The following is a 24,410-nucleotide window of genomic DNA, read 5'->3' as shown; positions in this document are numbered from 1 at the left end:
TTGACTCAGCTGCCGTTAAAGTCGATGTTGTCGGCCCTGGGGTAGGAGCCCAGCCATTCAAAGTAGGCACAGATCTGTTTGAGGATGTTGCAGGCCTCATGGATGACCGGATCATCCATGTGACCGATCATGTCCAGGAAAAAGAGGTACTTCCACTGTTTACCCTTGGTGGGTCTGGACTCGATCTTGGCCAGGTCAATGTTCTTGGCAGAGAGGATGGTGAGGATCTCGTTGAGGGCACCCGGGCGGTTGATCAGCCCCAGGAGAACCGAGGTCTTGTCGGCACCACTCTTCTGGGGCGATTTCTTGCCCAGGACCAGGAAGCGGGTGGTGTTGCCCTGGTAATCTTCAATCCCCTTGACCACCACCTGGAGGTCATAGGTGGTAACCGCCAGGCTGGAGGCAATGGCGCCGATCTCCGGATCTTCTGCGGCCATCTCGGCGGCAGCACCGGTGGAAAAGACCGGCAGGGTAGGGGTTCCTGGCATATTTTTCGCCAGCCACTCGCGACACTGGGCCAGGCCTTGGGCATGGGAGGCCACGGTCTTGATGTCTTCGATGTTGCCGGAGCGGCAGACCAGATTGTGGGTGATGGGCAGTTGGAGCTCCCCGCAGATCTGGACATTGTAGTTGAGAAAGGAGTCCAGGCAGGAGGTGACCGCACCCTCTATGGAGTTTTCCACGGGCACGATTCCGTACTGGACGCGCTCCTTTTCCACCTCCTGAAAGACCTCGACAATGGACTCCAGGGGACGGTATGCAGCGGATTGGCCAAAGTACTTTACCCCTGCCTGGTGGGTAAAGGTGGCCTCAGGTCCCAGGTAGGCGACGATGGCCTTACGCTGGGACAGCCGACAGGTGGTGATGATCTCGTGAAAGATGGCATGCAGGGCCTTGTCGGGAAAGATTTCCTGGTTGTGCTCCCTGAGTCGTTGGTAGATTTCCAGTTCCCGTTGCGGGTCCCATTTGGCCCGTTTGGTTTCATTCTTCAGTTTGCCGATGCTCTTGGCGCACTCCAGACGCTCTTTCAACAGCTCAAGAATGGTATTGTCAATGGCATCGATGCGATTTCGTACCTGAGAGATATCTGCTCGTTGGTCCATAAAGGTCTCAGTGTAAGAGGTAGTATTAGCAGGGAAAAAGAGGGACGACTGCTTTATGGCTACTTTGAAATATGTGACGTTTCGATCAAGATCGAGGCATGGCGAAAATTTTGGCGCAGGCATTCACCGCAGGTAAATAACGGATATCCCGAGGATAAAATTTAGGTCATAGCGTAGAGATTGGAAGAAAAAGCGATTTTTCAAGGTGGCCTTATTGCCCGTGGAAACGCTGTGGTAACCCGGGTCGCTGCGAAGCCGAAAAAAGGGGCTAAGAGCGAGTCCTTAGGAATCTATAGTATTTGCTGCGCATTGAAAAGAAAAATTTGAAAATGGTTGCAGGGGTGTTAAAAGTACTGCATGGTTGCGGCTCCATCAGGCCGGTCGACAGCGTCTGGAAAGAGTCAGCCAGCGGTGGGCTTGATCAGGATCAGGCCCGGCAGCGGCAGCAGATTCTGTCAACAGCGTCAATTTCAGCGGAAGAGGTGCTTCGTTGCAACTCCATGAAAAAATAGAACAACTGCGTAGTGCTCTCCTCGGCTATGGCCGGGTGGCCGTCGCCTTTTCCGGAGGGGTGGACAGCTCGCTGCTGGTAAAGTGTGCCCTGGACACCCTGGGTGCCGGTAATGTGCTGCTCCTCTTTGGCCACTCTGCACTGCTCACCGCCCAGGAGGTTGAGCGGGCCGGAAACTGGTTAAGGGATAACGGCTACCCTCTGGGGGTGGAGATGGAGGTGGTTGAGCTGCAGCCCCTGTCCTGGAAAGAGTTTGTCGCCAACCGTGAGGATCGCTGTTACGTCTGTAAACTCCGTATCTACAAGACCTTCCGTGAGGTCATGGAGAGGAAAAATTTCTCCATCCTGATAGATGGGACCAATAGCGATGATCTTAAGAGCCATCGTCCCGGTCTGCGGGCGATCCATGAGTTGGGGGTGAAGACACCGTTCGTGGACGCAGGACTGGACAAGGCAGATATCCGGGAACAGAGTCGTCAACTCGGCCTGAGCAGCTGGGAGCTGCCTTCCGCCTCCTGTCTGGCCACGCGTATCCCCCATGGCCTGGAGCTAACTGCCGGCAGAATCGGAAAGATTGCCGCCTGGGAACAGGGGGTGGCTCACTTTGGCTTCCAGGAGTGCCGGGTAGGTATGGACAGGGACGGTAAGGATGTTGTCTATCTGCAACTGGCCCAGGCGGATCTGGCCAAGCTGGCCAACCCGGATCTGCGGATAGCGCTCCTTCGTTTTTTCAATTCCCAGGGCATAAAAAAAGTCTATCTGGATTTGGCGGGCAGATAAAATACGCTTTGGAGGAGAGGGGGCTGAAAGCCTGTTCTAATGGGGATTCGAGTCGAGAAAAAAAACTTTTTTCCTTTGACAAAGAAATGAAAGTTTATTTAACTTTCCGAGTCGTCGACGGGTGCCGGCTTGGGAATAAACTTGAGCGTTACGGCAGTGTTAAAAACATTGGGAGGGAAGAATGAACAAAAAGGAACTCGTAGAAGCCATGGCCGGAGCAGCTGACATCAGTAAGGCTGCCGCCGAAAAGGCATTAAATGGAATGCTTATGTCCATCACCGATGCCCTTGCCAAGGGCGATAAAGTCACTCTGGTCGGTTTTGGTACATTTTCCACCGTAGATCGTTCAGCGCGCAAGGCCAAAAATCCCAGAACAGGCGACATGATTGAGATTCCGGCAAAAACAGTGGCCAAGTTTAAGCCTGGCAGCAAGCTTGCGGACGCTGTAGAGTAGAAATTCGTACTGCCCAAGTGTTTTAAGAAAAGCAGCTGATGTAGACCCTGTCGGTTGTTTAGTTTTTCCTTTCTGGTAAGGTAAGATAATGTCGGGAAGTGGCTCAGTCTGGTAGAGCACGGCGTTCGGGACGCCGGGGTCGGAGGTTCAAATCCTCTCTTCCCGACCACAAATAAAAAAACCTGTAACTGTATGTGGTTAGAGGTACCGAGCATAACGTGGCGCACATAGATTGCGCATAGGTTGCGTTGATAGCAAGGTTCAGAAATAAAAAAAAGCCCCTGGGGATACACCCCCAGGGGCTTTTCTTGTTCATAGGGACTGGGCCAATTCTTACTCTGCCTCCAGGCTGCTGTTTGGTCAGGGTGGGGTTTTGCCGGCTGCGGTAGGGGTGACAGTGAACCCGGCAGACAATGGGCCAGGCGACATCAGAAATTGCTCCCCCTGTTCCTGGCGTGTGTTGCTGAGAAATAGGCTCCACCTCCACTATTTCCCTGTTTCCCTCCTGGTTATCCCTTGGGCATCCGTCCAAAAAAACCTAGTTTCGGAAAGAAATTCCACCAAAAGTCCATCTAGTCTTTGAATAAATTGTACGATGTTGTTGGCGTGTAACATTACGAACTTATATGATAAATTCTGTTTACCGCAGTGTGGCAGGTGTGCTTGTGCTTTATTCGCTGGGAAGACGTGGCGTTGCAATGGCTTCGGGGTAACCACAGCTTTTTTATCCACGGTAAAACCGAAGTTCTGGTTTAGTGGAACAATCTTGACTTTGGCAGGGTATGATTTTGTACCGTATTTTATGCAGAAACCTTAACAGGAAGAAGGTTAACAGGCATCGGCTGTTCAGTATTCAAATATTAGCATTGGCAATTGTCAGTCAGGCTACTTGGTTCCCTCCTCTCGGTTGGCTCGAGTTGCTAATATTTCGAGGTAATTAAACCGATGCCCATACACTTACTGCAAGTGGTTAAAAAAAAGACCTTTCAAACCAAAAAAAAAATTATCGTAGTCCTCCAACCTCTGCTCAACAAATTATCACCCGAACCCGAACCGGCTATATACACTGCCTTTTACGGAACACCCCGATGACGATCATTTTGCTAAGTGTCCTGCTGGCTTTATATGGCGCCTGTTTTTATGCCACGCCTCAGAAGTTCCGTAAAAAGTTATTACCGGGCGTTTCTTCAATGCCCTCACCGTTAGATGGTTTGTCTTTGCGAGGACGAGGAAATTATTGAAAATCAGATGGATAATGTTAATCTTTAAGGAGGATTGGGCTTAAAAGTGGTTCAAGATGCGAGATGCCAGACCTGTTTAGAAATTCAGATAACTACCTTGGTTAGCGATTAACATCAAATCGGGAGAAAGCATGGAAATTCTGCTGCTGACCGACATCGTAATCATCCTAGGCCTCGCAGTCATCGTCTTGCTGCTCTTTCATTTTCTACGTCTCCCTGCGATAGTGGGTTTTCTCCTGACGGGCATCATTGCCGGGCCCCACGGGTTTGGTTTTGTGGGCGCCGTTCACGAGGTAGAGGTCCTCGCCGAAGTGGGCGTCATCCTCCTGCTCTTCACCATCGGAATAGAGTTCTCGTTTCAAAGACTACTTGAAATAAAGAAGCAGGTTATCATCGGTGGCTCCTTCCAAGTCTTCTTTACCATCCTGTCCTCCTATGCCATCGCGACCAGGTTGGGCTTTCCCACGAGAGAGGCAATCTTCATCGGATTCCTCATCTCGCTCTCCAGCACGGCGATCGTGCTCAGGTTGATCCAGCAGAGGGCGGAGGTGGACGCACCTCACGGCAGGGCCGGACTCGGAATACTGCTCTTCCAGGATGTTATAATTGTCCCTATGATTATCGTCACTCCACTCCTGGCAGGGAACAATCCCGCTGGGATGGAGGGAGAATTCATTTTCTTCTTGGCGGAGGGGCTCGGGATCATCGCCCTCATCCTGATGGCAGCGAAGTGGTTCATCCCATGGCTCCTGTACCAGGTCGCCCGCACGGGCAGCAAGGAACTCTTCCTCCTCTGCGTGGTCTCCATCTGCCTTGTCATCGCCTGGCTCACCTCAAGTGTAGGGCTCTCTTTAGCTCTGGGCGCCTTCATTGCCGGGATAATTATTTCTGAATCGGAGTACAACCACCAAGCTCTGTTCAACATCCTGCCCTTTAGGGACGTCTTCACCAGCTTCTTCTTCGTCTCGATCGGGATGCTTTTAGACACCTCTTTCCTCGTGGCCAATCTCGTCGTGATCTTCCTTGTTTCAGTGGGAGTTCTGCTGCTAAAATCGGCCGTTTCCGTAGGGGCATCGATATTGTTGGGATTGCCGCTGCGGAGCGCGATATTGGCGGGCCTATCCATCTGCCAGGTAGGTGAATTCTCCTTCATCCTATCGAAGGTGGGGTTGGGGCACGGCTTGCTGAGCGACAACTATCAGCTCTTCCTGTCGGCAACCGTGGTGACCATGGCGGCTACGCCTTTCATTATCGGGCTTGCCCCGCGCATCGCGGATCTGGCCATTTGTCTGCCGCTCCCCGGAAAGCTCAAAGCCGGTCTCCTGCCCGAGCCGCCGAAGGAAATGGCAAGAAAGCTAAAGCACCATCTGGTGGTAATAGGCTACGGTTTCAATGGAAGGAACGTAGCTCATGCAGCCAAAATGACCGGTATCCCATACTTGATCATTGAGATGTTGCCCGACACGGTAAAAAGCGCGCGTAAAAATGGAGAGCCTATCTTTTACGGCGACGCCAATCACGAGGAGATCTTGCGCCATGCCTCAATCGAGGACTCAACGGTGGTAGTCATCGCCATAAACGACCCTACCTCTACCAGAAGGATCACCGAGAACGTCAGGAAGCTGGCCAAAAAGGCGCACCTGATAGTCAGGACGAGGTTCCTCAAAGAAATGGAGACCCTCTACAAGCTGGGGGCCGATGATGTAATCCCCGAAGAGTTCGAGACCTCAGTGGAGATTTTCGCGCGCGTCCTCGCCAAATATCTTGTCCCCCGTGACAAGATCGAAGAGTTGGTAGTCCAGCTCCGGGCTGACGGTTATGAAAAGTTTCGCAGCCACGACCGAAAGAGCAGCTCATTCTCGCAACTAGATCTGCACCTGCAGGAGGTTGAGGTCACCGCTATGCTTATCAAAGAAGGATCACCCTTGGCGGGTAAGTCGCTGGCTGAGCTGGAATTGAGAAAAAAGCACGGTGTCACGATTCTCGCCACCCGTCGGGAAGAGGCAACCATCACAAACCTGGAGACTGAGATGACTTTCGAAGCGGGCGACATTCTCTATATGATGGGCGCACCGGATAGGCTCGCTAAGATAGCGAGGCTCTTCAGCAAAACAGAGGATGGGGATGATGCATTTTTGTAAGTGCTAAATGAAGGGTTGTCCTGATAGATTAGGCTCGATAAAGAGCCTGAATTCAGCGAGCAACTTTATTTCGGCCTTCTTTTTTAGCACGATACAACGCTTGGTCTACGTTGTTCAACATTTGTTCAGGCGTCCGACGAGCTGAGGTCGTATCCGGGAGAGGGGGGAGCCGCCCTTCTTCTTGAGAGCAGTCGGGTGGGTCTGGGGCTTACCAGTCGCTGAGATTGATGCCGTATTGATTTTGAATCGCAGAGATTCTGCGTAGTCGTGCCCTCTGGATGGAGGCCACCAGTTGCTCGACCTCGGTGACCATGGCCTGGCTTTCCAGATCAAACTGTACCCCAAAGACGTACTGTAAGCCCTGGGCATTGCGAAGTCGGGTAACGTGACGGACTTCGGCTTCCAGGCTCATGATCAGGGCCTCCTCTTCGAAGATTTGCAGGCTCAGCCGGTCATCGATCTTCAGTGAAGTGGTCTGGCGAAGGGGATTGTTCAGCCCCATGCCGTTCATGCTGATATCCAATGCTTGGGTGGTAAACTGGAGATCCCTCTGCCGGCAGTCCACCGAGATGTTCAGGTTCATATCCCCGGGGACCTTGACCCGATACTCCCGGGCATCTTTGACCTGGCGGCCAATCAGGGGAAAGGAGAGTTGCAGCACCGGCATGTCTCCGATCCATGTTTTTTTTTGGTAGTAGCAGCAGAATTCAATGGCCTTCTTGGTGGTCACGGCGCGGACCAGCACCCGGGAGCAGTTGTTGATCCGATAGTTCCCCTCTGCAGGTTCCAGGGGGGTGATGATGAGATGCTCCATCTCATCCAGATAGTCTCCCTTGCTGTAGGCGCTCTCCTCTTCCGGTATTGTATCGCTTGACTCCTGCTCCCCGGGGAGGCCGTCGTTGTCGGCTGGGGTGGGCGGGTGGTCGATGATCCGGCAAAAGAAGACCCGCGGCATCTCGCCCAGCTTGACCTCCAGCAGGCTCTCGTCATGGAGCGCACTCTGCAGATAGGTGACAAACTGGGAGGGATTGACCAGGATCTCTCCGTTGACGATCCCTTCGGTGATCGCCTCGTTGGTGTAGCCATCCCTGGGAAAGAAGGTGTGGAGTGTGCTGATCAGTTTATCTTCAGACAAGGTCGTTTCATGGTGGTTGAATGTTTGAGCAAGGGTAAGGGCCAATACTGTGATTAGTGCAGAGCTCCATATATTTCAAGGGTATTCTTTGATCGGCTTGTTTTGCTCCGCAGCTTCCACTGTAGAGCTTCCCTGTCCCGAGCAAGAGCAGGCAACCCCCGTCTTCACAGGGTGGTAGGCCGCAGGGCGTGGGCTGAGTTCCAGCGGCTCAGCCGTGCGGATAAGGTCCAAGCTGCCTGCAAAACAGGAATGATCAGGGGGGCATGGTGATTTTTTCAAGGTACCCTTAAGATAGTTTTATCCCGTGGCGCGGAACTCAGGTCGGGCAGAGCCGGAACGAGATTTCTCACTGTTCAAGGAGTTTCTTTAACACTGTGATGGTAAAGAGGGGGCCCAACAACAGGAGTTTAGGCGGATTGTGACTGCCTGAAATACTCAGCCTGAAGAATCTACCCCTGTACCGAACAAATCCATCTGTCTCAAGAGGGTAGATTATCTCGGCTCTGCAGATAGGGGGAAGGATCGGCGGCCAGGTTCTTGGCCAGGGTGCGGCCGGGAGTGTCGTCAGCCGAGAACCCGCCCCTGTTGGTGGTCCAACAGGGGCGGTCGCCTGGAGGGAGGGCGCTTGGGGTGGGCTTCCCGGAGGTATCAGATCGTTTTGGCAGCCCTGAGCGAGTCAGCCAGCATCTCCACCACAAAGCGGGCCTTTTCCCCGGACCCATGCTGGAGCAGGTTATCCTGGATATGCATCACACAGGTCGGGCAGGCCGTGGCCAGGTAATCGACCTCTGCTGCCTGGACATTCTTGATTTTGTGGTTGTTGATCTTGATGGCGGTGTCATAGTGGCTGATACAGTAGCTGCCGGCACTGCCGCAGCAGACCGCCGCGTCCTTCATCTCTTTAAACGCCACCCCTGGAATCAGCTGCAACAGCTTCCTCGGCTGCTCGCTGATCCCCTGGCCACGAACCATATGACAGGGATCATGGTAGGTGACCCGGTAGGGGAGTGGGCCCAGTTCACCGGGCTTGAACTCGATATTCTGCTCGATAAACTCGTTGATGTCATAGACCTTGGTCGTAAACTCCTCCAGCTCAGGACAAGGGTCGATAAAGAGTTTGCTCTCTTTTTTCAGGGCCATGCCGCAGGAGGAACAGGCCACCACGATGGCGTCCAGATCATAGTCCCTGAAGAGCTCGAAGTTATGTTCCATCAGCTGCTTGGCCCCCTGGTAATCTCCGTTGGCCAGGACCGGGGTGCCGTTGCACTTCTGCCTCTTGGGGATCACCACCTCGTAGCCGTAGCTGCTGAGGATATCCACCACCGAGCTGACCACATTGGTATAGATCAGGTTGCCGGCGCAGCCGGTGAAGTAGCCGATCCTCCCCTTAGGCTGGCCGTTTTTGGCAGGGATCACCTCCGGGTAGCGGCTCTGGGCAGTGCGCAGCGCCATCTGGGGAAAGAACCTGCGCTTGGAAAAGCCAAACAGGGGAAAGAGATGGCGCACCGGATTGTTGGGGCCGATCCCGAACAGGGCCCGCTGGGCCAGTCCCACCAGCAGGGCGGCCAGGGTGATGGGCCACTTGCGCCAGATCATCTGCCTGAAGATCAGGGCCTTGAAAAAGCCGAGCCCCTGTTGGGTGGTGATGTACCAGCGGAGGCGGAGGACCACATGCTCCGGACTGACCCCGGCCGGACAGTTGGCAGAGCAGGTCTTGCAGTTGAGGCACTCGTTGACGGCATCCTTGACCCGCTGGGTGATCTCCAGGTCGCCGGAGACCAGTTTTTCGGCCAGTTTGTTCTTGCCCCGGGCAACATAGAGTTCGTTGCCTAGCTCCTTGAATACCGGACAGACCGAGCGGCATTTGCCGCACTGCATGCATTTTTGAAATTCCTTGGCAGCTTCCAACAGATGGTTCTCAGCCTCTTGTTTGACGGCAGCGTGGGTAGTCATCGTCTCCCTCCTTAAGCTGATTGGCAGGCTGTGGGTTCCGGCATGTCGAACATCTTGCCCGGGTTGAGCAGGTTGAGGGGGTCAAAGGTCTTCTTGATGTCCTGGAGCAGACGGATCCCTTCAGCACCGATCTGGTTGCGGAGAAAGGGCTTCTTTTCCAGGCCGATGCCATGTTCTCCCGAGATGGTGCCTTCCAGGTCTATGGCCAGTTGGAACAGTGCCGTCACCCCCTGTTCGGTGCGGGCCATCTCCTCCTTATCCCGCATGTCGACCAGAAAGGTGGGGTGGAGGTTGCCGTCTCCGGCATGGCCGAAGATGCCGACCTGGAGCTGATACTGTTGGGCAATATCGGTGATGCCGCGGACCATCTCCGGCAATCTGGAACGCATCACCGTGGCGTCCTCCAGGATCAGGTTGGGCTTGACGCTGGCCAGGGCGTTGAGGGCCACCCTCCGTCCCTCAAAGAGCCGGTCCCGCTCTTCGCTTGATTTGGCCCGGGAAAATTCCCGGATATCATTCTTCTTTACCTGGATCTCTACCTGGGCCATCTCGAAAACCGCAGAGTGCTCCTCGCCATCGGTCTCAATCAAGAGGACGGCGGCAGCATCCCGGGGCAGGCCGCAGTCCTTGAAGTTCTGGATGGCGTTGATGGTGGCATTATCCATGAACTCCATGGTGGAGGGAGTGACTCCAGAGGCGATGATGTCGGAGACCGCCTGGGCAGCGCCGTCAAGGCTGTTGAAGATCGCCAGGGCTGATTCCCGGTGTTTGGGGATCGGCAGCAGGGCCAGGGTAACCTCGGTCATGATGCCCAGCAGCCCCTCACTGCCGACAAAGATCCCCTCCATGTTGAAACCAGCCACATGCTTGACGCACTTGTTGCCCATGGTGACGATATCACCCTGGGGCAGGACCACCTTCATCATCTTGACGTAATCCTTGGTCACCCCGTACTTGAGGCCGCGGAGGCCGCCGGCATTCTCGGCCACGTTCCCGCCGATGGTGGAGAAAGCGACGCTGCCCGGGTCAGGCGGGTAGAAGAGGTTGGCCTCTCCAGCCACCGGATCGATATCTGCCGTGGTCAGGCCTGCTTCCACGGTGATCAGACGGTTGGCCGGATCAAATTCGATCACCCGCTTCATTCGATCCATGCAGAGCACGATTCCCCTGTTGAGAGGGACCGAACCCCCGGAGAGGCCGCTGCCCTGTCCGCGAGGCGTTACCGGCAGGTGTTCGCGATAGGCAAATTTCATCAGGGCACTGATCTGCTCCGTGGTGGTGGCAAAGACCACCGCTTCCGGCCGAATCTCCACATGGGAGGCATCGTAGCTGTAGGCGATCATATCCTCCTGGGCAGTGAGGACATTCTCTTTGCTGAAGATGGCTTCGAGTTCCTTGATCTGGCTGTTGTTCATGGTCAACTCCGTAGACTGGGATCCGGGATAAAGGCTGGGGGGCTCTGCTTTGTCTGTTTTCCCCTCTTCACAGGAGGGCAACTCAAATTCTGGAGCAGCGCATGGTCAGTTGCCAGCGAGCCCCACCCTGGCAGGGAGAATAGTTATTGCTCCTGTTTATTGGTCGTACCAATTCTAGAGCCTGCGCTCTCTGCTGTCAAGTGAAAAAATGGCTTTAGCTCTCTTAGCTGCCTGGAAATTGGGGATTAGCGCGAAGGGGCGGGGCCAACGGACAAAGGAGGATGCGGGGTAACAGCAGCCGGTTGGGGGCAAGCAAGGAGGCTTGGAAGGGGGGAAAAGGAGGAGTGCAGGACGGTTGAGCAGGGCGCACGGTGCATTGGCGGCTTGTTAGGGAGTGGCCTGGGATGGCGGGAGCGATGGCAGCGTTCAGGGATTGTTAGATGAACCAATGGTTGCTGATGGCCGATCTCTCTGATATTTAATACGAAACCGAGCTGGTGTCTGACCGTGATGTAACGGTGAAAGCTGCCTGCCTGTAGACTGACAGGGCCTGGCCAGAGCGTTCTGGGCTGAGCCTGCAGTCAGAGCACCAACCCCCGGGCCAACTGCCGATGTCTGGAGCAGAGCAGGAACCCCTGGTTTTGTGGATTTGGTTGGACCAAAATATCTCTGTCCGCTCTGCCCGGGGGCGGGATGGGCTATATTCAGACAAGGTTTCAGCGTCCACCCTTCTAATCTTCCAATGGAGGCAGGGGAGTGATTTCCCTTTTGCCATCATGCCAGCGCATGCGGGAATGACGACTGCAAAGGCACCGAGTAGGTAATCAGCGGCCAGGATTCTCTCCTGCGTGGCAATGGCAGCAAAAAAACGGTCCTCCCTCAGCGCCAAGAAATTTAACCAGTCTCCCGAGCTAGAAGAAAAATGGTTGAGTTTCATGGGTAATCAGAAAAAATGTAGCGTAGGTATTGGATCGATATTGGATCGATACTTCAAGGATATAGTCGTGCATCTGAGGCAGAGCTTGGAGGGACAGGCAGGTTCACGGTCAGCTAGAGTCGTTCCACCTCCAGGGGCACTCCCTTTTCCGGACTGAGCAGCAGAGTGATGGCAGCTGTGGGGCAGTGATCTACGCAAACCCCGCAGCCCAGGCAGCGCTGTTCATCGACCTCAACCTTCTCTGCCGTCCGGGTCAGGGCCTCAAACTGGCAGCAGGGAACGCAGCTGCCGCAACCGAGACAGCGCTCTTCATCCACCCTTGCCAGGTAGCCGGATGAGGCCAGCATGGGGGTCTTATGGTTCCAGGCCTGAATGGCGCCGCAGCAGCAACTGCAGCAGTTGCAGATGGCATAAAAGCGGTTGAGCATGGCCTGTTTGAAAAAGGCGTGATGCACATGGCCGCGTTGATGCTCCTCCTCCAGGATGATCAAGGCCTGTTTCATGGTGATGGCTCTGGAGCGCTGGGGATGATGCTCCCGGGTAAAGGAGGCAAAGGGCTCCCCGATGATCAGGCAGACATCCAGGGGCAGGCAGGGTGCGGAACGAGCCGCTCTACAGGGACAGTCCAGGACAACGATATGTTCCGGATTCTTGAGGATAAGACTTCTGGCCAGGCTGTAGGGGATGACCTGTTCCAGGTCATGGATCCGGATCTCGCGGTTGACGGTGACGATCTTCCGGGCCTGGTCCAGGGGGATAACCTTGCCGTGGTAGGTGTCGCTGAAGGTGGGGGAACTGGATACTGCCGAGCCGGGCTGGCAGCGTTTCTTCAGAACGGCCAGCGGGCGGAGCAGTGGTCGGAGCAACCGGGCCAGGGGGTGGCTGCCCGTGCCGATACCGATATAGAGATAGATCCAGCGGCCATAGACATAGCCGTGGATCCAGTTGAACAGGGAGTAGCCCGGGGTCCTACGGGCCTCCCTGATAAAGGCGCGGGTGGCGCTGCTGGGAAATCGCCTGATAAATGTGCGGCAGCCTGGCATGGAGACCTCTGCTGGAGAAGGAGGAGGGAGGAGATCGGCGAATACGCTTGAGGCGTGCTCCCTTTCTAGCACGGTTTCCCTGGTTTGTCCCTTGGTTCCAGGGTCAAGGATCCAGGACTAAAATTTTATTCTGGTCCTAAAGCTGCTGCCAGCCGAGGTTTGCACCGGGAGAGCCATCGGCGTCTGTGCCCGGCCCTTGACGACCGCCCCCATTTTTGTCATAAATGAGCTCTGCTGAGCCAGTTTTTTTGTTGTAAATTCCAAGACAAGGGGTCTCGGGCGTCAACAGGACCCCACCTTCCAAACAATTATTCATAAAGTAAGGGTACCTTGAAAGATGAGATTTTTCGATCAAGGTCAAGGCGCCGATAAATTTTACCGTAGGCATATGTTTGATATTCCGAGGATAAAATTGTTAGCGCAAGGTCGAGGTTGGAAGAAAAAGCGTTTTTTCAAGGTGGCCTAAAGAGAGGAGCAGACCTACAGCTTGTAACCAGGGTTCCGGCCAGCGGTTCGTTACCGTCTGTCCGGGGGCCTGGAAGATAGGGGAGATCGTGCTGTGTGCGGTCTTGCCGCTGTTGATTGAGCAGCAGCTTGATCAGGGTGTTTTCAGGTTGCAGAAACCATTGAGAGTAGAACCATTACAGAGGGAATGAAAGGATGGGTATGAAAAATCGAGTGTATCGGCTCATGGTCAGTTGTCTCTTGGCTGTGGCTGCGGTGGGGATGATAGGGACGCTTGCTGCGGCCGCCTCTTCCTACAAGATCGGCGCGATCCTGGCGGTCACCGGACCGGCGTCTTTTCTGGGTGGACCGGAAAAGCGCTCCCTGGAGATGCTGGTAACAGAGATCAATGAGCAGGGGGGGATCAATGGGGTCCCTGTGGAGCTGATCATCAAGGATTCGGGCGGAAGTCCGGAGAAGGCCATCTCCTTTGCCCGTCAGTTGATCGAGGAGGAAAAGGTCTTTGCCATCATCGGTCCCTCCACCAGCGGTGAGACCCTGAAGATCAAGAAGATCTGTCAGCAGGGTAAGACCCTGCTGATCTCCTGTGCCTCGGCAGAGCTGATCATCAACCCGGTGGCCTCCTATGTCTTCAAGACCGCACCCAGTGATTCCTTTGCCGCCCGCCAGATCTTCATGACCATGAACAAGATGGGGATCAGCAAGATCGCGCTCCTGGCCGGCAACACCGGTTTTGGCAAGGCCGGCAAGCGACAGCTGGAAAAGATCGCCCCGGAATATGGGATCACCCTGGTTGAGCAGGAGGTCTATGACAAGAAGACCACCGACCTGAGTGCCATCGTGGCCAAGCTCAAGGCCAACAGGGAGATCCAGGCCGTGGTCAACTGGTCCATCGTTCCGGCCCAGGCCATCCTGGCCAAGAATATCCGTCAGGCCGGCTGGGATATCCCCCTGTTCCAGAGTCACGGTTTTGCCAATATCAAGTATGTGGAGGCGGCCGGTGCCGCTGCCGAGGGGATCATCTTTCCGGCCAGTCGCCTGATGGTAGCCGAGAGCCTGCCCGAGGGGCCGCAGAAGTCCTTCCTGCTGAAGTATAAGACCGCCTATGAAGAGACCTTCAAGGAGAAGGCCTCGACCTTTGGCGGCCATACCTACGATGCCATGACCCTGTTGAAGATTGCCATCGAAAAGGGAGGGGATGATCGTGAGCAGGTCCGTGCGGCCATCGAGTCCATCAAGGACCTGATCGGCACCGCCGGGGTCTTCTCATTCTCCCCGGAGAATCACGCCGGTGTAGGCTTGGATGCCTTTGCCATGTTGACGGTCAAAGACGGCCGCTTTGTCCTCTTGAACCAGTAGGGCGGAGGAAATAGAGATCTCGCCTCTAATCTTCTAACAGGAGGCTGTTCCGGCCCTGGCAGAGGCGAGCCCCTCTGCCAGGGCCATTTTTTTGCCGCCGACATTGTCACCTGGCGGGGATCATGGTATAGCACCACCACTGGAAATTTTGTTCGTACCCCAGGTCAATTAACCATAGCCCTGCACCATCCGAGGGGGCGCCGTATGGTCCGATGCGCACCCTGGCCGGGGCTGGTATCAGGTAATCAAGCTGTACTATTGTTCAACAACGTCTTGTCGAGACGGTCAATACAGGGAGATCTTGCACCATGGAAAGAACGTTTGCCATCATCAAACCCAATGCCTTTGCTGCCGGTAATGCCGGCAAAATCATCGCTCGGATTTACAGCGAAGGCTTTGCCATCATCGGGATGAAAAAACTTTGGCTCAGTAAGAAAGAGGCTGAAGGGTTTTATTATGTCCACCAGGAGCGGCCATTTTTCGGAGAGCTGACCGACTTCATGTCCAGCGGCCCCTGCATTGTCATGGTCCTGGAGGCAGATGGGGCGATCAAGAAGTGGCGTGAGCTGATGGGGGCCACCAATCCGGCCGATGCCGCGGAAGGAACCCTGCGCAAAGAATTTGGTGATTCCCTGGAGGCCAACGCGACCCATGGCTCTGATGCCCCTGAAACTGCAGCCTTTGAGGTGAGTTATTTCTTCTCCGGTCTGGAGCTGCTGGCCTGATGCCCAGGGAGAACAGACAGCGGTAAGATCCAGCCTTTGGCAGGATAGAAAGGCGACTCCCCTGGGAGTCGCCTTTTTTCTTTGAGGCCCTGTCCTGTGCGGTTTCCTGGAGGATGCGCTGCCTCTGCTAGGTGCCTGAGCGTGGTTCGGTGACTTCATCCACCAGCTCAAGGATGGAGCGATAGGGGATCTCCCCATGGAGGGAGAGTCCTATCTCACAGGTCTTGCTGGTGGAGTAGCCTGCCGAACATCCTGCCACCTCTTCCTTGAGCCCATCCAGGGCCGAGCGGTTGAGTTGGGGAAAGGTGAAGCCCCGGTCTCCGGCAAAACCGCAGCAAAAGATATCCTCTGGCCAGACAACCTCGGTGGCACATTTTTCCGCCAACTGCCTTAAGGCCCCCTCAAGACCCATCTTACGGGTGGAGCAGGTGGGATGGACGGCTATCTTCCGTTCTTTTTGGGTGAAGCGCAAGCGCTCCATCAGAAAGAGGAGAACAAACTCGATGGGTTCATAGAGCTTGAGGTCCTGGTCCAGGGTGCTGCGCATCCGGTAGAGGCAGGGGCTGGTGTCGCAGAGGATCGGGATGGCGCCCTTGTTGCTGATCTTGAGCAGGGCCTGGTTGAGTTCTGCCGACTTGCGGTCTGCCTGGCCCAGAAAGCCTTTACTCTCAAAGGCCTGGCCGCAGCAGAGTGCAGCCAGGTTCTCTGGATAGAGTACCCTGTAGCCGGCCTTCCCGAGCAGGGAGGCGGTTTGCTGGGGCAGGGGGAGGTGATCCCGATCGCTACGGGAGGGGCCGCCCATGGCGCGGCTGGCGCAGCTGGGGAAGTAGACCACCAGGGAGTCATCTTCCTGGCTGAGCGCGCTCTGCAGCTCCTGCTGGGCCTTGTTGCGGGTGATGTCCGGGGGAGCGGTCGGCATCTCCCGGTTCCAGAGGGGGAGGGTGTCCAGGCTCCCTTTCCTGGCCACCGCGGCCATGGTTTCCATCTGGTGGCTGCCTGCTATCTTGTGGAGGATATCAACGCCGTTGAGGGTCGTGCCGACAACCCGGGACACCAGCTTGAAGTGATCGGCCACCTGGTCGGCCACCCTGTTGGCCAGGGGACCGTTGGCCTCCTGGCGGAGTGCTTTGATCATCTTACCTGTGTCTATGCCCACCGGACAGCGGCTGGAGCAGAGACTGTCGGCGGCGCAGGTATCCATCCCAGGATACTGGTAGGCCTTGATCAGTTCTTTCACCCCAGGGCTGTTCTCTCCCAGAGCCAGGCGACGACTGATCTCCCGGCGACCGACAATCCGCTGTCTGGGGCTAAAGGTGAGCTCCTTGGATGGGCAGACCGGTTCGCAGAAGCCGCACTCGATGCACTTGTCCACCAGCTCGTGGGTCGGAGGCAGCGGCTTGAGGTTCTTGATATGGGTCTCCAGGTCACTGTTGAGGATGACTCCGGGGTTGAGCAGGCCGGCCGGGTCAAAGATTTCCTTGATCTCTTTCATCAGGGTGTAGGCGGCTTCCCCCCACTCTTTTTCCACAAAGGGGGCCATGTTGCGGCCGGTGCCGTGCTCGGCCTTGAGTGAGCCGTCATACTGCTCCACCACCAACTCCACCACCTCATCCATGAATCTGCGGTAGCGGACCACCTCTTCCTGGATCGAGAAATCCTGGGTAAAGACAAAGTGGAGATTCCCGTCCAGGGCATGGCCAAAGATGATGGCCTCGTGGTAGTGGTATTTCAAGAAGAGCTGCTGCAGGTCCAGGGCGGCAGCGGCCAGGTGTTCGCCGGGGAAGGCCACATCTTCGATGATCACCGTGGTGCCGGTCTCCCGTACGGCCCCCACCGCTGGGAACAGGCCCTTGCGGATGGTCCATAATCTGTTGAACTCTTCCGGGATAGCGGTGAACTCGATGGGGCGGACGGTGGGGAAGGGGGTAAGACTCGCCTGGATCCGCTCGATCTGGCTGCTGAGCTCCTTGCTGCTGTCTGCCCTGGTCTCCACCAGCAGGGCCGTGACCGTGGGGCCCAGTTCTTCCAGGTAGTCGGGCTTTCCTGGTTTTCCGGCCACCGAGGCCAGGCCGGCCCGATCCATCAGCTCGGCTGCAGACACCGGTTGCTCGCGGAGAACGGGCACGGCCTCACAGGCGGTCCTGACGTCCGGGTAGAGGATCAGGGCGCTGGCCTTGTGGGGATGTTCTGCAACGGTCCTGTAGACCACATCGGCTATGAACCCCAGGGTCCCCTCGGAGCCGATCAGCAGGTGCTGCATGATCTCAAAGGGCTCGCTGAAATCCAGCAGGGCATTGAGGCTGTAACCGGTGGTGTTTTTGATCTTGAATTTGTACCGGATCCGCTCCGTGAGGATCGGATCGCTCAACACCTGTTCACGCAGTGCTGTAAGTCTGTTCAATATATGGCCATGACTTCGTCTGAATTTGGCCATGCTTGCCTCGTCGCCGGTGTCGACCAGGGTGCCGTCGACCATGATGATCCGCATGGACTCCAGGGTCTGATAACTGTTCTGCGCCACCCCGCAGCACATCCCGCTGGCATTGTTGGCCAGGATGCCTCCGATCTTGGCGGCATCGATGGAGGCCGGGTCAGGCCCGATTTTTCTGCCAAATTCTGCCAGGATACGATTGGCCTGGCCACCGATGATCCCGGGTTGGAGCTGGATCCTGCGGGCCTGGTCATAGACCTTGTAGAGGTTCCAGCCCTTGCCCAGCCGGACCAGGATGGAGTCGCTGATGGCCTGGCCGGAAAGACTGGTCCCAGCCGCTCGAAAGGTAACCGGAAGTCCGCGTCTGCCGGCTTCCCGCAGGATCAGCTGCACCTGCTTTTCGTGTTCTACGTTGATCACCAGTTTGGGGATCAGGCGGTAGAAGCTGGCATCGGTGCCAAAGGTGATGGTGCGCAGGGGATCGCTGATGATATTTTCCGCCGGAATCCCTGCTCTGATCTTTCGGTAAAATTCTCGGTAGAGTTGGGGCAGTTTTGCTGACATGGGCATGGCCTCCGGAAGAGTTGAGAACAGTTCTTAAATAATAGGAGGCACTTTGCTAAAAATCCAGTCCAAAAATTGAAGCTGTTGATTCCATTTTTTGGCACTGAGGTAGGGAACAGTTTTTTTGCTGCCATTGCCACGCAGGAGAGAGTCCAGGCCGCTGGTAACCTACTCGGTGCCTTTGCAGTCGTCATTCCCGCGCAGGCGGGAATCCATTCTTTGCGGGACCAGGCTGCCCCTGGCGTAATGTTCCGCCTGGAACCCGTAATCCGAGGCCTTACTGCATAGAACTGCATGCCCCCGTGTGTTGACATGACATCGAGGAATTGAAGTGCCAGCCGAGCAATCCTGAATCCTGGATGCCCGCCTGCGCGGGCATGACGGTAGAGGCAAGGGCAGGATGTAAAAGAAGAAAAAGAGAAAGAGAACCAGCGAACAGTCGAGATAGACAGCTGCTTTTGGCTGAGTACTAGCGGTAATCGGAAAATTCCAGCTGATACCCATGAAACTCAGCCCTTGCTCTTCTCCCTTGGGAGCCAGGTTGAATCTTTTGGCATCGAGCAGGGGCCAATTTTTTGCTGTCATTGCCACGCAGGAGAGAGTCAGGGCCGCTGGTAATCTACTCGGTGCCTTTGCAGTCGTCATTCCCGCGCAGGCGGGAATCCATTCTTTGCGGGACCAGGCCGCCCCTGGCGTAATGTTCCGCCTGGAACCAATAATCCGAGGCCTTACTGTATAGAACTGCATGCCCCCGTGTGTTGACATGACATCGAGGAATTGAAGTGCCAGCCGAGCAATCCTGAATCCTGGATGCCCGCCTTCGCGGGCATGACGGTAGAGGCAAGGGCAGGAGGTAAAAGAAGAAAAAGAGAAAGAGAACCAGCGAACAGTCGAGATAGACAGCTGCTTGTGGCTGAGTACTAGCGGTCATCGGAAAATTTCATCCTCGGAATAGTGTATATGCCCCCGGTAACGTGGATCGCGCGCCTCGGCCTTGATCGGAAATCGTGTTTCCCAGGTGCCTATAGGGTGCGCAGAGGGTGCGATGAGGGGGGCGATGGAGGGGGGAGGCGCTGCAGCTGAGGGCTTAGGAAGAGTGCAGGGGGCTGATCTGATAGCGTTCGAGTTTATTCTGGAGGCCGGCCCTGCTCAGGCCCAGGGCCTTGGCCGTCCTGCTCTTGTTGCCCTGGTGGGCGCCATAGCTGGCGGTGATGATATCCTTTTCAAAGGCGGCAACCATCTCGTGCAGGGTTCCCTGATACTGCCGCTCGGCTGCTGGAGTCGCCCCAGGAGAGTAGATCGGTTCAGCGAGGTGCTCCAGTTCGATGGTATCCCCCTGGTCCACCATGACCAAGGCCCGCTGGAGCGCGTTACGCAGCTCCCTGATATTTCCGGGAAAATCGTAGCGATCAAAGCATTGCCTGGCCTCTTTGGCCATGGTCACCACCGAGGGTCTGATGGAATTGTTTTCTTCCAGAAAGTACTTGATCAACAGCCCGATATCCTCTCGGCGCTCCCTGAGCGGGGGCAGCAGGACGGGAAAGACATTGAGCCGGTAGTAGAGGTCTTCCCTGAAGCGTTGTTCTTCCACTGCCTGCTGCAGGGGGCGGTTACTGGCCGAGATGATCCGCACATCCACCTGCCTGACCCGGTTGGAACCCAGGGGCTTGATCTCTCCCTCCTCCAGGACCCGGAGGAGGCTGGTCTGCATGGCCGCCGGCATATCGGTCACCTCATCGAGAAATACCGTGCCTCCTGAGGCTGTTTCAAAGAGCCCTTTCTTGTCTGCGATCGCCCCGGTGAAGGCACCTTTGACATGGCCAAAGAGCTCACTGTGGAGCAGCTCATCGGCCAGCGCTGCACAGTTCTGGACCACAAAAGGCCTGTCTGCCCGGCGGCTGTTGGCGTGAATGGCCCTGCTGAACAGTTCCTTGCCTGTGCCGGATTCGCCCTGGATAAAGACGGTGATATCGGTGCTGCTGGCCCGTTTGCAGAGCTCGATGGCCTGCTGGGTCTTGGCGCTGGTACCGACGATGCCACCAAAACGGTAGTCCAGGCTGAATTGCTGGCGCAGGACACGGTTATCCCGTCGCTGCCGATCGAGTTCAGTGACGGCCTGTTGATAGGAGTGGTTCCGGGCCAGGTGACGCTCATGGTGTGCTACGGCCTGGGCAACCAGAGTCGGCAGACGCTCGTCATCATCACCCTTGTCGATATAACCGAAGGGGGCGTAGCTGTTGATGATGGCCTTGAGGTCGTGTTCCGACTGGAAGGCGGTGTGGAAGATGATCGGCAGATGGGGGGCCCTCTTTCGGATAGCCTTGTGGACGGAAAAGCCGTCCATACCCTGCATCTTGATATCCAGGATCACGCAGTGGACAGGGTGAGCCTCCAGGGCGGTGAGTCCTGAGGGACCATCTGCACAGCAGTGGATTTGATACTGATGACTAAAGAAGCTTGCCAGACCGCGCCGCAGGGAGGGATCATCGTCGATGATCAAGAGGGCGGGCTGCTCTCGCTCTTGGCAATCGTCTTGTCGCTGCTGCTCCCGGAGAGCAGGGCCAGGAGTGTACTTGTTGATCAGATTTTTCAGGGTGGTGTCGTTAATCATTGCGATTGTCCTGCTCTCCTGCTTCCTCTTTCAGGTTAGTTCTGGTACATACCTAATCTGGAGCAGACCGATATGGCAACCCCTTTTCCCCTGAAGCAGATGGTAACCCTTCATTTTTCCCGGCCAGCCGTCAGCTGAGCCCCATGCCCTCCATGAGTAATCTGAGCCCGGCCCATCCCATGGCAAAGCAGTGCTCTGCCCTCAATACCTTCTGGCTGATCAAGTATCTCAGCCGCCATCATCCCGAGGTCAGTGTCGGCGAGATCCTTGATCAGCTGGCGCAAAAGGGGCCGCTCCTGGTGGAAAATATCCATACCGGCAGGTTGGAAGCCGTGACCCAGGACCACCTTACCAATCCTGATTATTGGTTTTCCAATGACTTTATCCTGGCCCTCTATGATGCCGTTCAACAGCGGGTACCCGACCCCCGTCTCTTTTACAGGATGGGCCGGACCTCTTACCGGGCCCAGCAGCTGATCAAGACCGCCATCGGCATTCCCCTCTTGGGGGGTGAGAAGGTGGTGGCCAAGGTGTCCCATGAGGCCAGCAAGTTTAACCGCACCAGGCGCTACGCCATCCTCAAAAATATTCCAGGTCATGCGCTTATCGAAATGAGTCATATTCCCGGCGCCGCCTTCTCCGACCCTGTTGTTCGCTGGCATCAGGGCATGTTTGCGGCCTATGCCCGACTGCTGGGAGCCACCGAGGTGGATATCGCCTACCGCTATCTGCAAAAAGAGGACTGCCCAGGGGACCGGGAGCAGGTGGTCTGCCGTTTTGATATCCGCTATACCCCGCCGAACCTGCTGCGCAGGCTCTTTCAGGTCTTTATCGGCAACATTCCCTTTGTCAAAAAAATCATTGAAGATGCCGACCTGATTCAACTGGAACAGAAGGAGCAGATCCTTAACCGTGATCAGATCATCAGGGAGCGTACCGAAAAGATCAGCCAGCTTCAGGAGGAGGTGGCTGCGGCCGAGCGACAACTCCTGGAGCAGAGTATGGGGGGGGGCTTTGCCCATGAAATGCGCAACGCCCTGGCCGGAGCCCTGTTGGAATTGAAGGCCTACCGGAATTACCGTAATCAGGATCAATCGGCTGCCCAGGTCCTGGAACAGGCGGTGGTGCAGCTCTTTACCGCCATTGACAGGCTTCAGTTGCAGTATCAGCTTCCTGCCGATGAGATTGGTCGTGAGGTCCTGCCCTGGGTGGAGACCATTGCCCGCCTGGCCAGTGAGCTAGGGGATACCATGGAGGGGGTCAGAGCAGACATAGAACGGGGCCTGGCCATAACCCGGGAGATCCAGGACTATGCCGCCCTGAACCAACGTAGCCCGGGGCAGGACGAGGTGGATCTGGTGGCGGTGCTTCACCACTATGGGCGCAAGTTTGCCGGCCAACTCAAAGAGCAGGCAACTACCTTTCGCTTGGAGGGATGTGAGCAGGCCACGGTCCTGGCGGATCAGGGGCATATCTACTCTATCTTCAGTAATCTGCTCAACAATGCCAGGGAATCCTTGGCAGGTGTTTCAGTTGGGCAGGAACGGAGGATTGTGGTGAGGGTGGAGCCGAGTACGGACAAAAAACACTACCAGATCAGGGTGAGCGACAATGGTCCCGGGATAGCGCCGGAGCAGGAGGAGATGCTCTTTCAACCCTTTTATACGACCAAACCGGCCACTGGGACGGGCCTGGGGCTGGGGGTGGTGGCAAAGCTCACCAGCCTCTATCAGGGGGAGGTGACGCTCTCCTCCTGTCCGCACCAGGAGACCACCTTTACCATCATCCTGCCTGCTGCCCCCTCAGAACTTTCCTGAGTCAGGGCAGGCGGTGGCCGTGGATTGCCGGCCGGAGCCGCTCTCGGGTCGGATGGGGTGTCGGTTTCTGCTGGGGGGCGGGCGAGCCGGTCTGTTGGGCTTTGCCTGCAGGCTTAGAGCTTAGAGGCGCTGGAGCGCAGTTTGACGGCCTGGCCCAGGAGAAAGATGGCTGGGGTATGATCGGATTCTTCCCGGTAGATATCGCGGATAACGTCCTCCACATCCGGTTCCCGGCGGGCGGCGATCAGCCGTCGGATAATGGCGGTACAGCTCTCCGATTCCAGGACGGCCAAGGCCATATCCCGTTGATAACGATCGAGCACCTGTCCGCCTTTCAGCGGACGGCTGAGCCTGATCAGTTCCTTCCTGTCCTGGTCCAGGATGAATTTTGCTCCTTCGATAATGGCTTCAATCATGCTCTCTTCTTCCTCCTCCATGTTCATGGCCTGGTTGCTCCGGGGGAAAGGCCAGGGTTCTGTACCGGCCTGCTCGTATCCCTCAAGGTTTAGCAAAATATGTACCATCGGGAGGGGGCAGGGGCCCCTTGATTCAAGGGCTTGAATGTCTGTACTTCTTGCTCTCTTCCCTGGACCATGAGTGGCCTCTTTCCTCCGCAGCTGCCAACCAGGTATGCAGGGCCGGAGCAGGGGTGGCTAGTTGCTGGGCAGTGGGCTGGTCGGGTTGTGCTCAAACCTTCTTTTGCTGCAAAGGGGGCGGACCATGGCGCTCTGCTGCAGGCTAAAGGGTAGATAAAGGGTAGAGGGAATGGGGGGAATGGGGAAGGGTGAGATTGTTCGGCAAGGGTCAAGGCTGTTGGCAGATAGCCAGCACAGGCAGAGAGCTCTCTTGGGTGGATATTTTAGAGCACAGGGCCGAGATCAGGCGAAAAAGCAGAGGAGAGGACGGCCTCCAGAAAAAAATGGGGAAGGGGTCTTTCGCCCTTCCCCACGGGATATCGTTTCTCCGGACCCAGGTCCGGAGCCTTGCCGCTTACTGTTCCGGGGTGGGAACGATGATGACCGGGATTCTTGAGCGCCGCAATACCCGTTTGGCCACACTTCCAAGAAAGGTGTGCATAAACCCCTTTTCGTGGGCTCCCATGATGATCATGTCCGCCCCGATCTCCTTGGCAACCTTGAGGATCTGCTCTTCAGGATATCCCCTGGTGACCTTGATGCTGAGGCGTTCCGGTTCAATGCAGACGCCATCCGGTGCCGGTGTCTCGCAGAGTCGCTGAACCCTGGCCTTCATCTCGTCCAGGGCCAACTTTTGCCGTTGGGCAATGAGATCCTTGCTGTCCTCTTCGGAAAAGTAGGTGGCAAAGGCGAACTGCGCCTCCTGAGACAGCTCTTCCAGGACATGCAAACTGGTGACATGGGCATTGAACTGGTTGGCGATGAACAGGGCATACTGAAAGAATTGGGGTGCAGCCTGGGAAAGATCCGTGGTGTAGAGAATTTTTTTGACCTGGTTTGCCATAGCGTTTCCTCGTGGTTGACTGGGTTTTTCTGGTACATGGTGTCTAATGTATCAGAAGTGCGCCTCTAATTCTCGAACTGATGTCCGTTTGAACCCCCATCTGAACATGGGTAAACAAAGAACCGTGCAACATGACTGTGCTCAGGATGACCCCCCCGGGAAAAACCCTTGGAAATGAGTCTGGCCAGCGATCATGGTTGCGGTGTGGTCGGCCGTTATTTCACGATCCACTGCTTGGGAAAAATT

16 protein-coding genes and 1 tRNA gene are annotated in these 24,410 nt (G+C 56.1%); 8 read left to right on the top strand and 9 right to left on the bottom strand.

Annotated features, from left to right (window positions below):
* Window positions 1-5: 5 nt before the first annotated feature.
* Window positions 6-1,103, bottom strand: coding sequence for a prephenate dehydratase (gene pheA / locus G494_RS0101895; protein ID WP_028583168.1), 1,098 nt, complete (start codon window positions 1,101-1,103; stop codon window positions 6-8).
* Window positions 1,104-1,402: 299 nt separating this feature from the next.
* Between pheA and G494_RS26570 the strand changes: the two genes are divergently transcribed.
* The 5 genes from G494_RS26570 (at window position 1,403) to G494_RS0101875 (ending at window position 6,230) form a co-directional block, all read left to right on the top strand.
* On the top strand, window positions 1,403-1,615 hold the full coding sequence (locus G494_RS26570; RefSeq protein ID WP_153305731.1) for a hypothetical protein: 213 nt from the start codon (window positions 1,403-1,405) through the stop codon (window positions 1,613-1,615).
* Window positions 1,594-2,394, top strand: coding sequence for an ATP-dependent sacrificial sulfur transferase LarE (larE, locus tag G494_RS21435; RefSeq protein WP_051305254.1), 801 nt, complete (start codon window positions 1,594-1,596; stop codon window positions 2,392-2,394). Before G494_RS26570 ends, larE begins: the two co-directional genes overlap by 22 nt.
* A gap of 181 nt (window positions 2,395-2,575) precedes the next feature.
* Window positions 2,576-2,848 carry an HU family DNA-binding protein gene (locus tag G494_RS0101885; protein ID WP_028583167.1) on the top strand — a complete coding sequence of 91 codons (273 nt, stop codon included), beginning with the start codon at window positions 2,576-2,578 and terminating at the stop codon, window positions 2,846-2,848.
* A 92-nt stretch (window positions 2,849-2,940) separates the two neighbouring features.
* Window positions 2,941-3,017: transfer RNA gene (locus tag G494_RS0101880), tRNA-Pro, on the top strand.
* 1,203 nt (window positions 3,018-4,220) lie between these two features.
* Complete coding sequence (locus G494_RS0101875; protein ID WP_028583166.1) at window positions 4,221-6,230, top strand: cation:proton antiporter domain-containing protein; 2,010 nt, start codon at window positions 4,221-4,223, stop codon at window positions 6,228-6,230.
* Between the two features lie 208 nt (window positions 6,231-6,438).
* On the opposite strand, the gene G494_RS0101870 is transcribed toward G494_RS0101875, so the two are convergent.
* The 4 genes from G494_RS0101870 to G494_RS0101855 all read right to left on the bottom strand — a co-directional run bounded on the left by G494_RS0101870 (window position 6,439) and on the right by G494_RS0101855 (window position 12,713).
* Window positions 6,439-7,365: a flagellar brake protein gene (locus tag G494_RS0101870; protein ID WP_028583165.1), complete on the bottom strand. Its 927-nt coding sequence runs from the start codon at window positions 7,363-7,365 to the stop codon at window positions 6,439-6,441.
* Window positions 7,366-8,013: 648 nt separating this feature from the next.
* Window positions 8,014-9,318 carry a (Fe-S)-binding protein gene (locus tag G494_RS21430; RefSeq protein ID WP_051305252.1) on the bottom strand — a complete coding sequence of 435 codons (1,305 nt, stop codon included), beginning with the start codon at window positions 9,316-9,318 and terminating at the stop codon, window positions 8,014-8,016.
* An 11-nt stretch (window positions 9,319-9,329) separates the two neighbouring features.
* Window positions 9,330-10,733, bottom strand: a complete 1,404-nt coding sequence (locus G494_RS0101860) for an FAD-binding oxidoreductase (RefSeq protein ID WP_035245160.1) — start codon at window positions 10,731-10,733, stop codon at window positions 9,330-9,332.
* Window positions 10,734-11,783: 1,050 nt separating this feature from the next.
* Window positions 11,784-12,713, bottom strand: coding sequence for an ATP-binding protein (locus G494_RS0101855; RefSeq protein ID WP_051305251.1), 930 nt, complete (start codon window positions 12,711-12,713; stop codon window positions 11,784-11,786).
* 666 nt (window positions 12,714-13,379) lie between these two features.
* On the opposite strand from G494_RS0101855, the gene G494_RS0101850 reads away from it, so the two are divergent.
* Window positions 13,380-14,537 carry an ABC transporter substrate-binding protein gene (locus G494_RS0101850; RefSeq protein ID WP_051305249.1) on the top strand — a complete coding sequence of 386 codons (1,158 nt, stop codon included), beginning with the start codon at window positions 13,380-13,382 and terminating at the stop codon, window positions 14,535-14,537.
* Between the two features lie 308 nt (window positions 14,538-14,845).
* Window positions 14,846-15,262, top strand: coding sequence for a nucleoside-diphosphate kinase (gene ndk, locus G494_RS0101845; protein ID WP_028583161.1), 417 nt, complete (start codon window positions 14,846-14,848; stop codon window positions 15,260-15,262).
* Window positions 15,263-15,389: 127 nt separating this feature from the next.
* On the opposite strand, the gene G494_RS0101840 is transcribed toward ndk, so the two are convergent.
* Both G494_RS0101840 and G494_RS0101830 read right to left on the bottom strand, forming a co-directional pair.
* Window positions 15,390-18,257, bottom strand: a complete 2,868-nt coding sequence (locus G494_RS0101840) for an FAD-binding and (Fe-S)-binding domain-containing protein (protein ID WP_035245159.1) — start codon at window positions 18,255-18,257, stop codon at window positions 15,390-15,392.
* Window positions 18,258-19,344: 1,087 nt separating this feature from the next.
* The gene (locus G494_RS0101830) at window positions 19,345-20,868 is read right to left on the bottom strand and encodes a sigma-54-dependent transcriptional regulator (RefSeq protein ID WP_051305247.1); all 1,524 of its coding nucleotides are present in this window, start codon (window positions 20,866-20,868) and stop codon (window positions 19,345-19,347) included.
* A 152-nt stretch (window positions 20,869-21,020) separates the two neighbouring features.
* Between G494_RS0101830 and G494_RS0101825 the strand changes: the two genes are divergently transcribed.
* Window positions 21,021-22,685: a sensor histidine kinase gene (locus tag G494_RS0101825; protein ID WP_153305730.1), complete on the top strand. Its 1,665-nt coding sequence runs from the start codon at window positions 21,021-21,023 to the stop codon at window positions 22,683-22,685.
* 113 nt (window positions 22,686-22,798) lie between these two features.
* Here the strand turns inward: G494_RS0101825 and G494_RS0101820 are convergent, their stop codons facing one another.
* Window positions 22,799-23,128: a hypothetical protein gene (locus tag G494_RS0101820; RefSeq protein ID WP_153305729.1), complete on the bottom strand. Its 330-nt coding sequence runs from the start codon at window positions 23,126-23,128 to the stop codon at window positions 22,799-22,801.
* Between the two features lie 547 nt (window positions 23,129-23,675).
* Entirely contained in the window at window positions 23,676-24,164 is a 489-nt protein-coding gene (locus G494_RS0101815; protein ID WP_028583155.1) for a universal stress protein, read from the bottom strand.
* Between the last annotated feature and the right edge of the window lie 246 nt (window positions 24,165-24,410).

This window comes from Desulfogranum mediterraneum DSM 13871 (assembly GCF_000429965.1).
GTDB lineage: Bacteria > Desulfobacterota > Desulfobulbia > Desulfobulbales > Desulfobulbaceae > Desulfogranum > Desulfogranum mediterraneum.
Note: the sequence above shows the minus strand (reverse complement) of the source record. Positions and strands in the feature narration are given on the sequence as shown.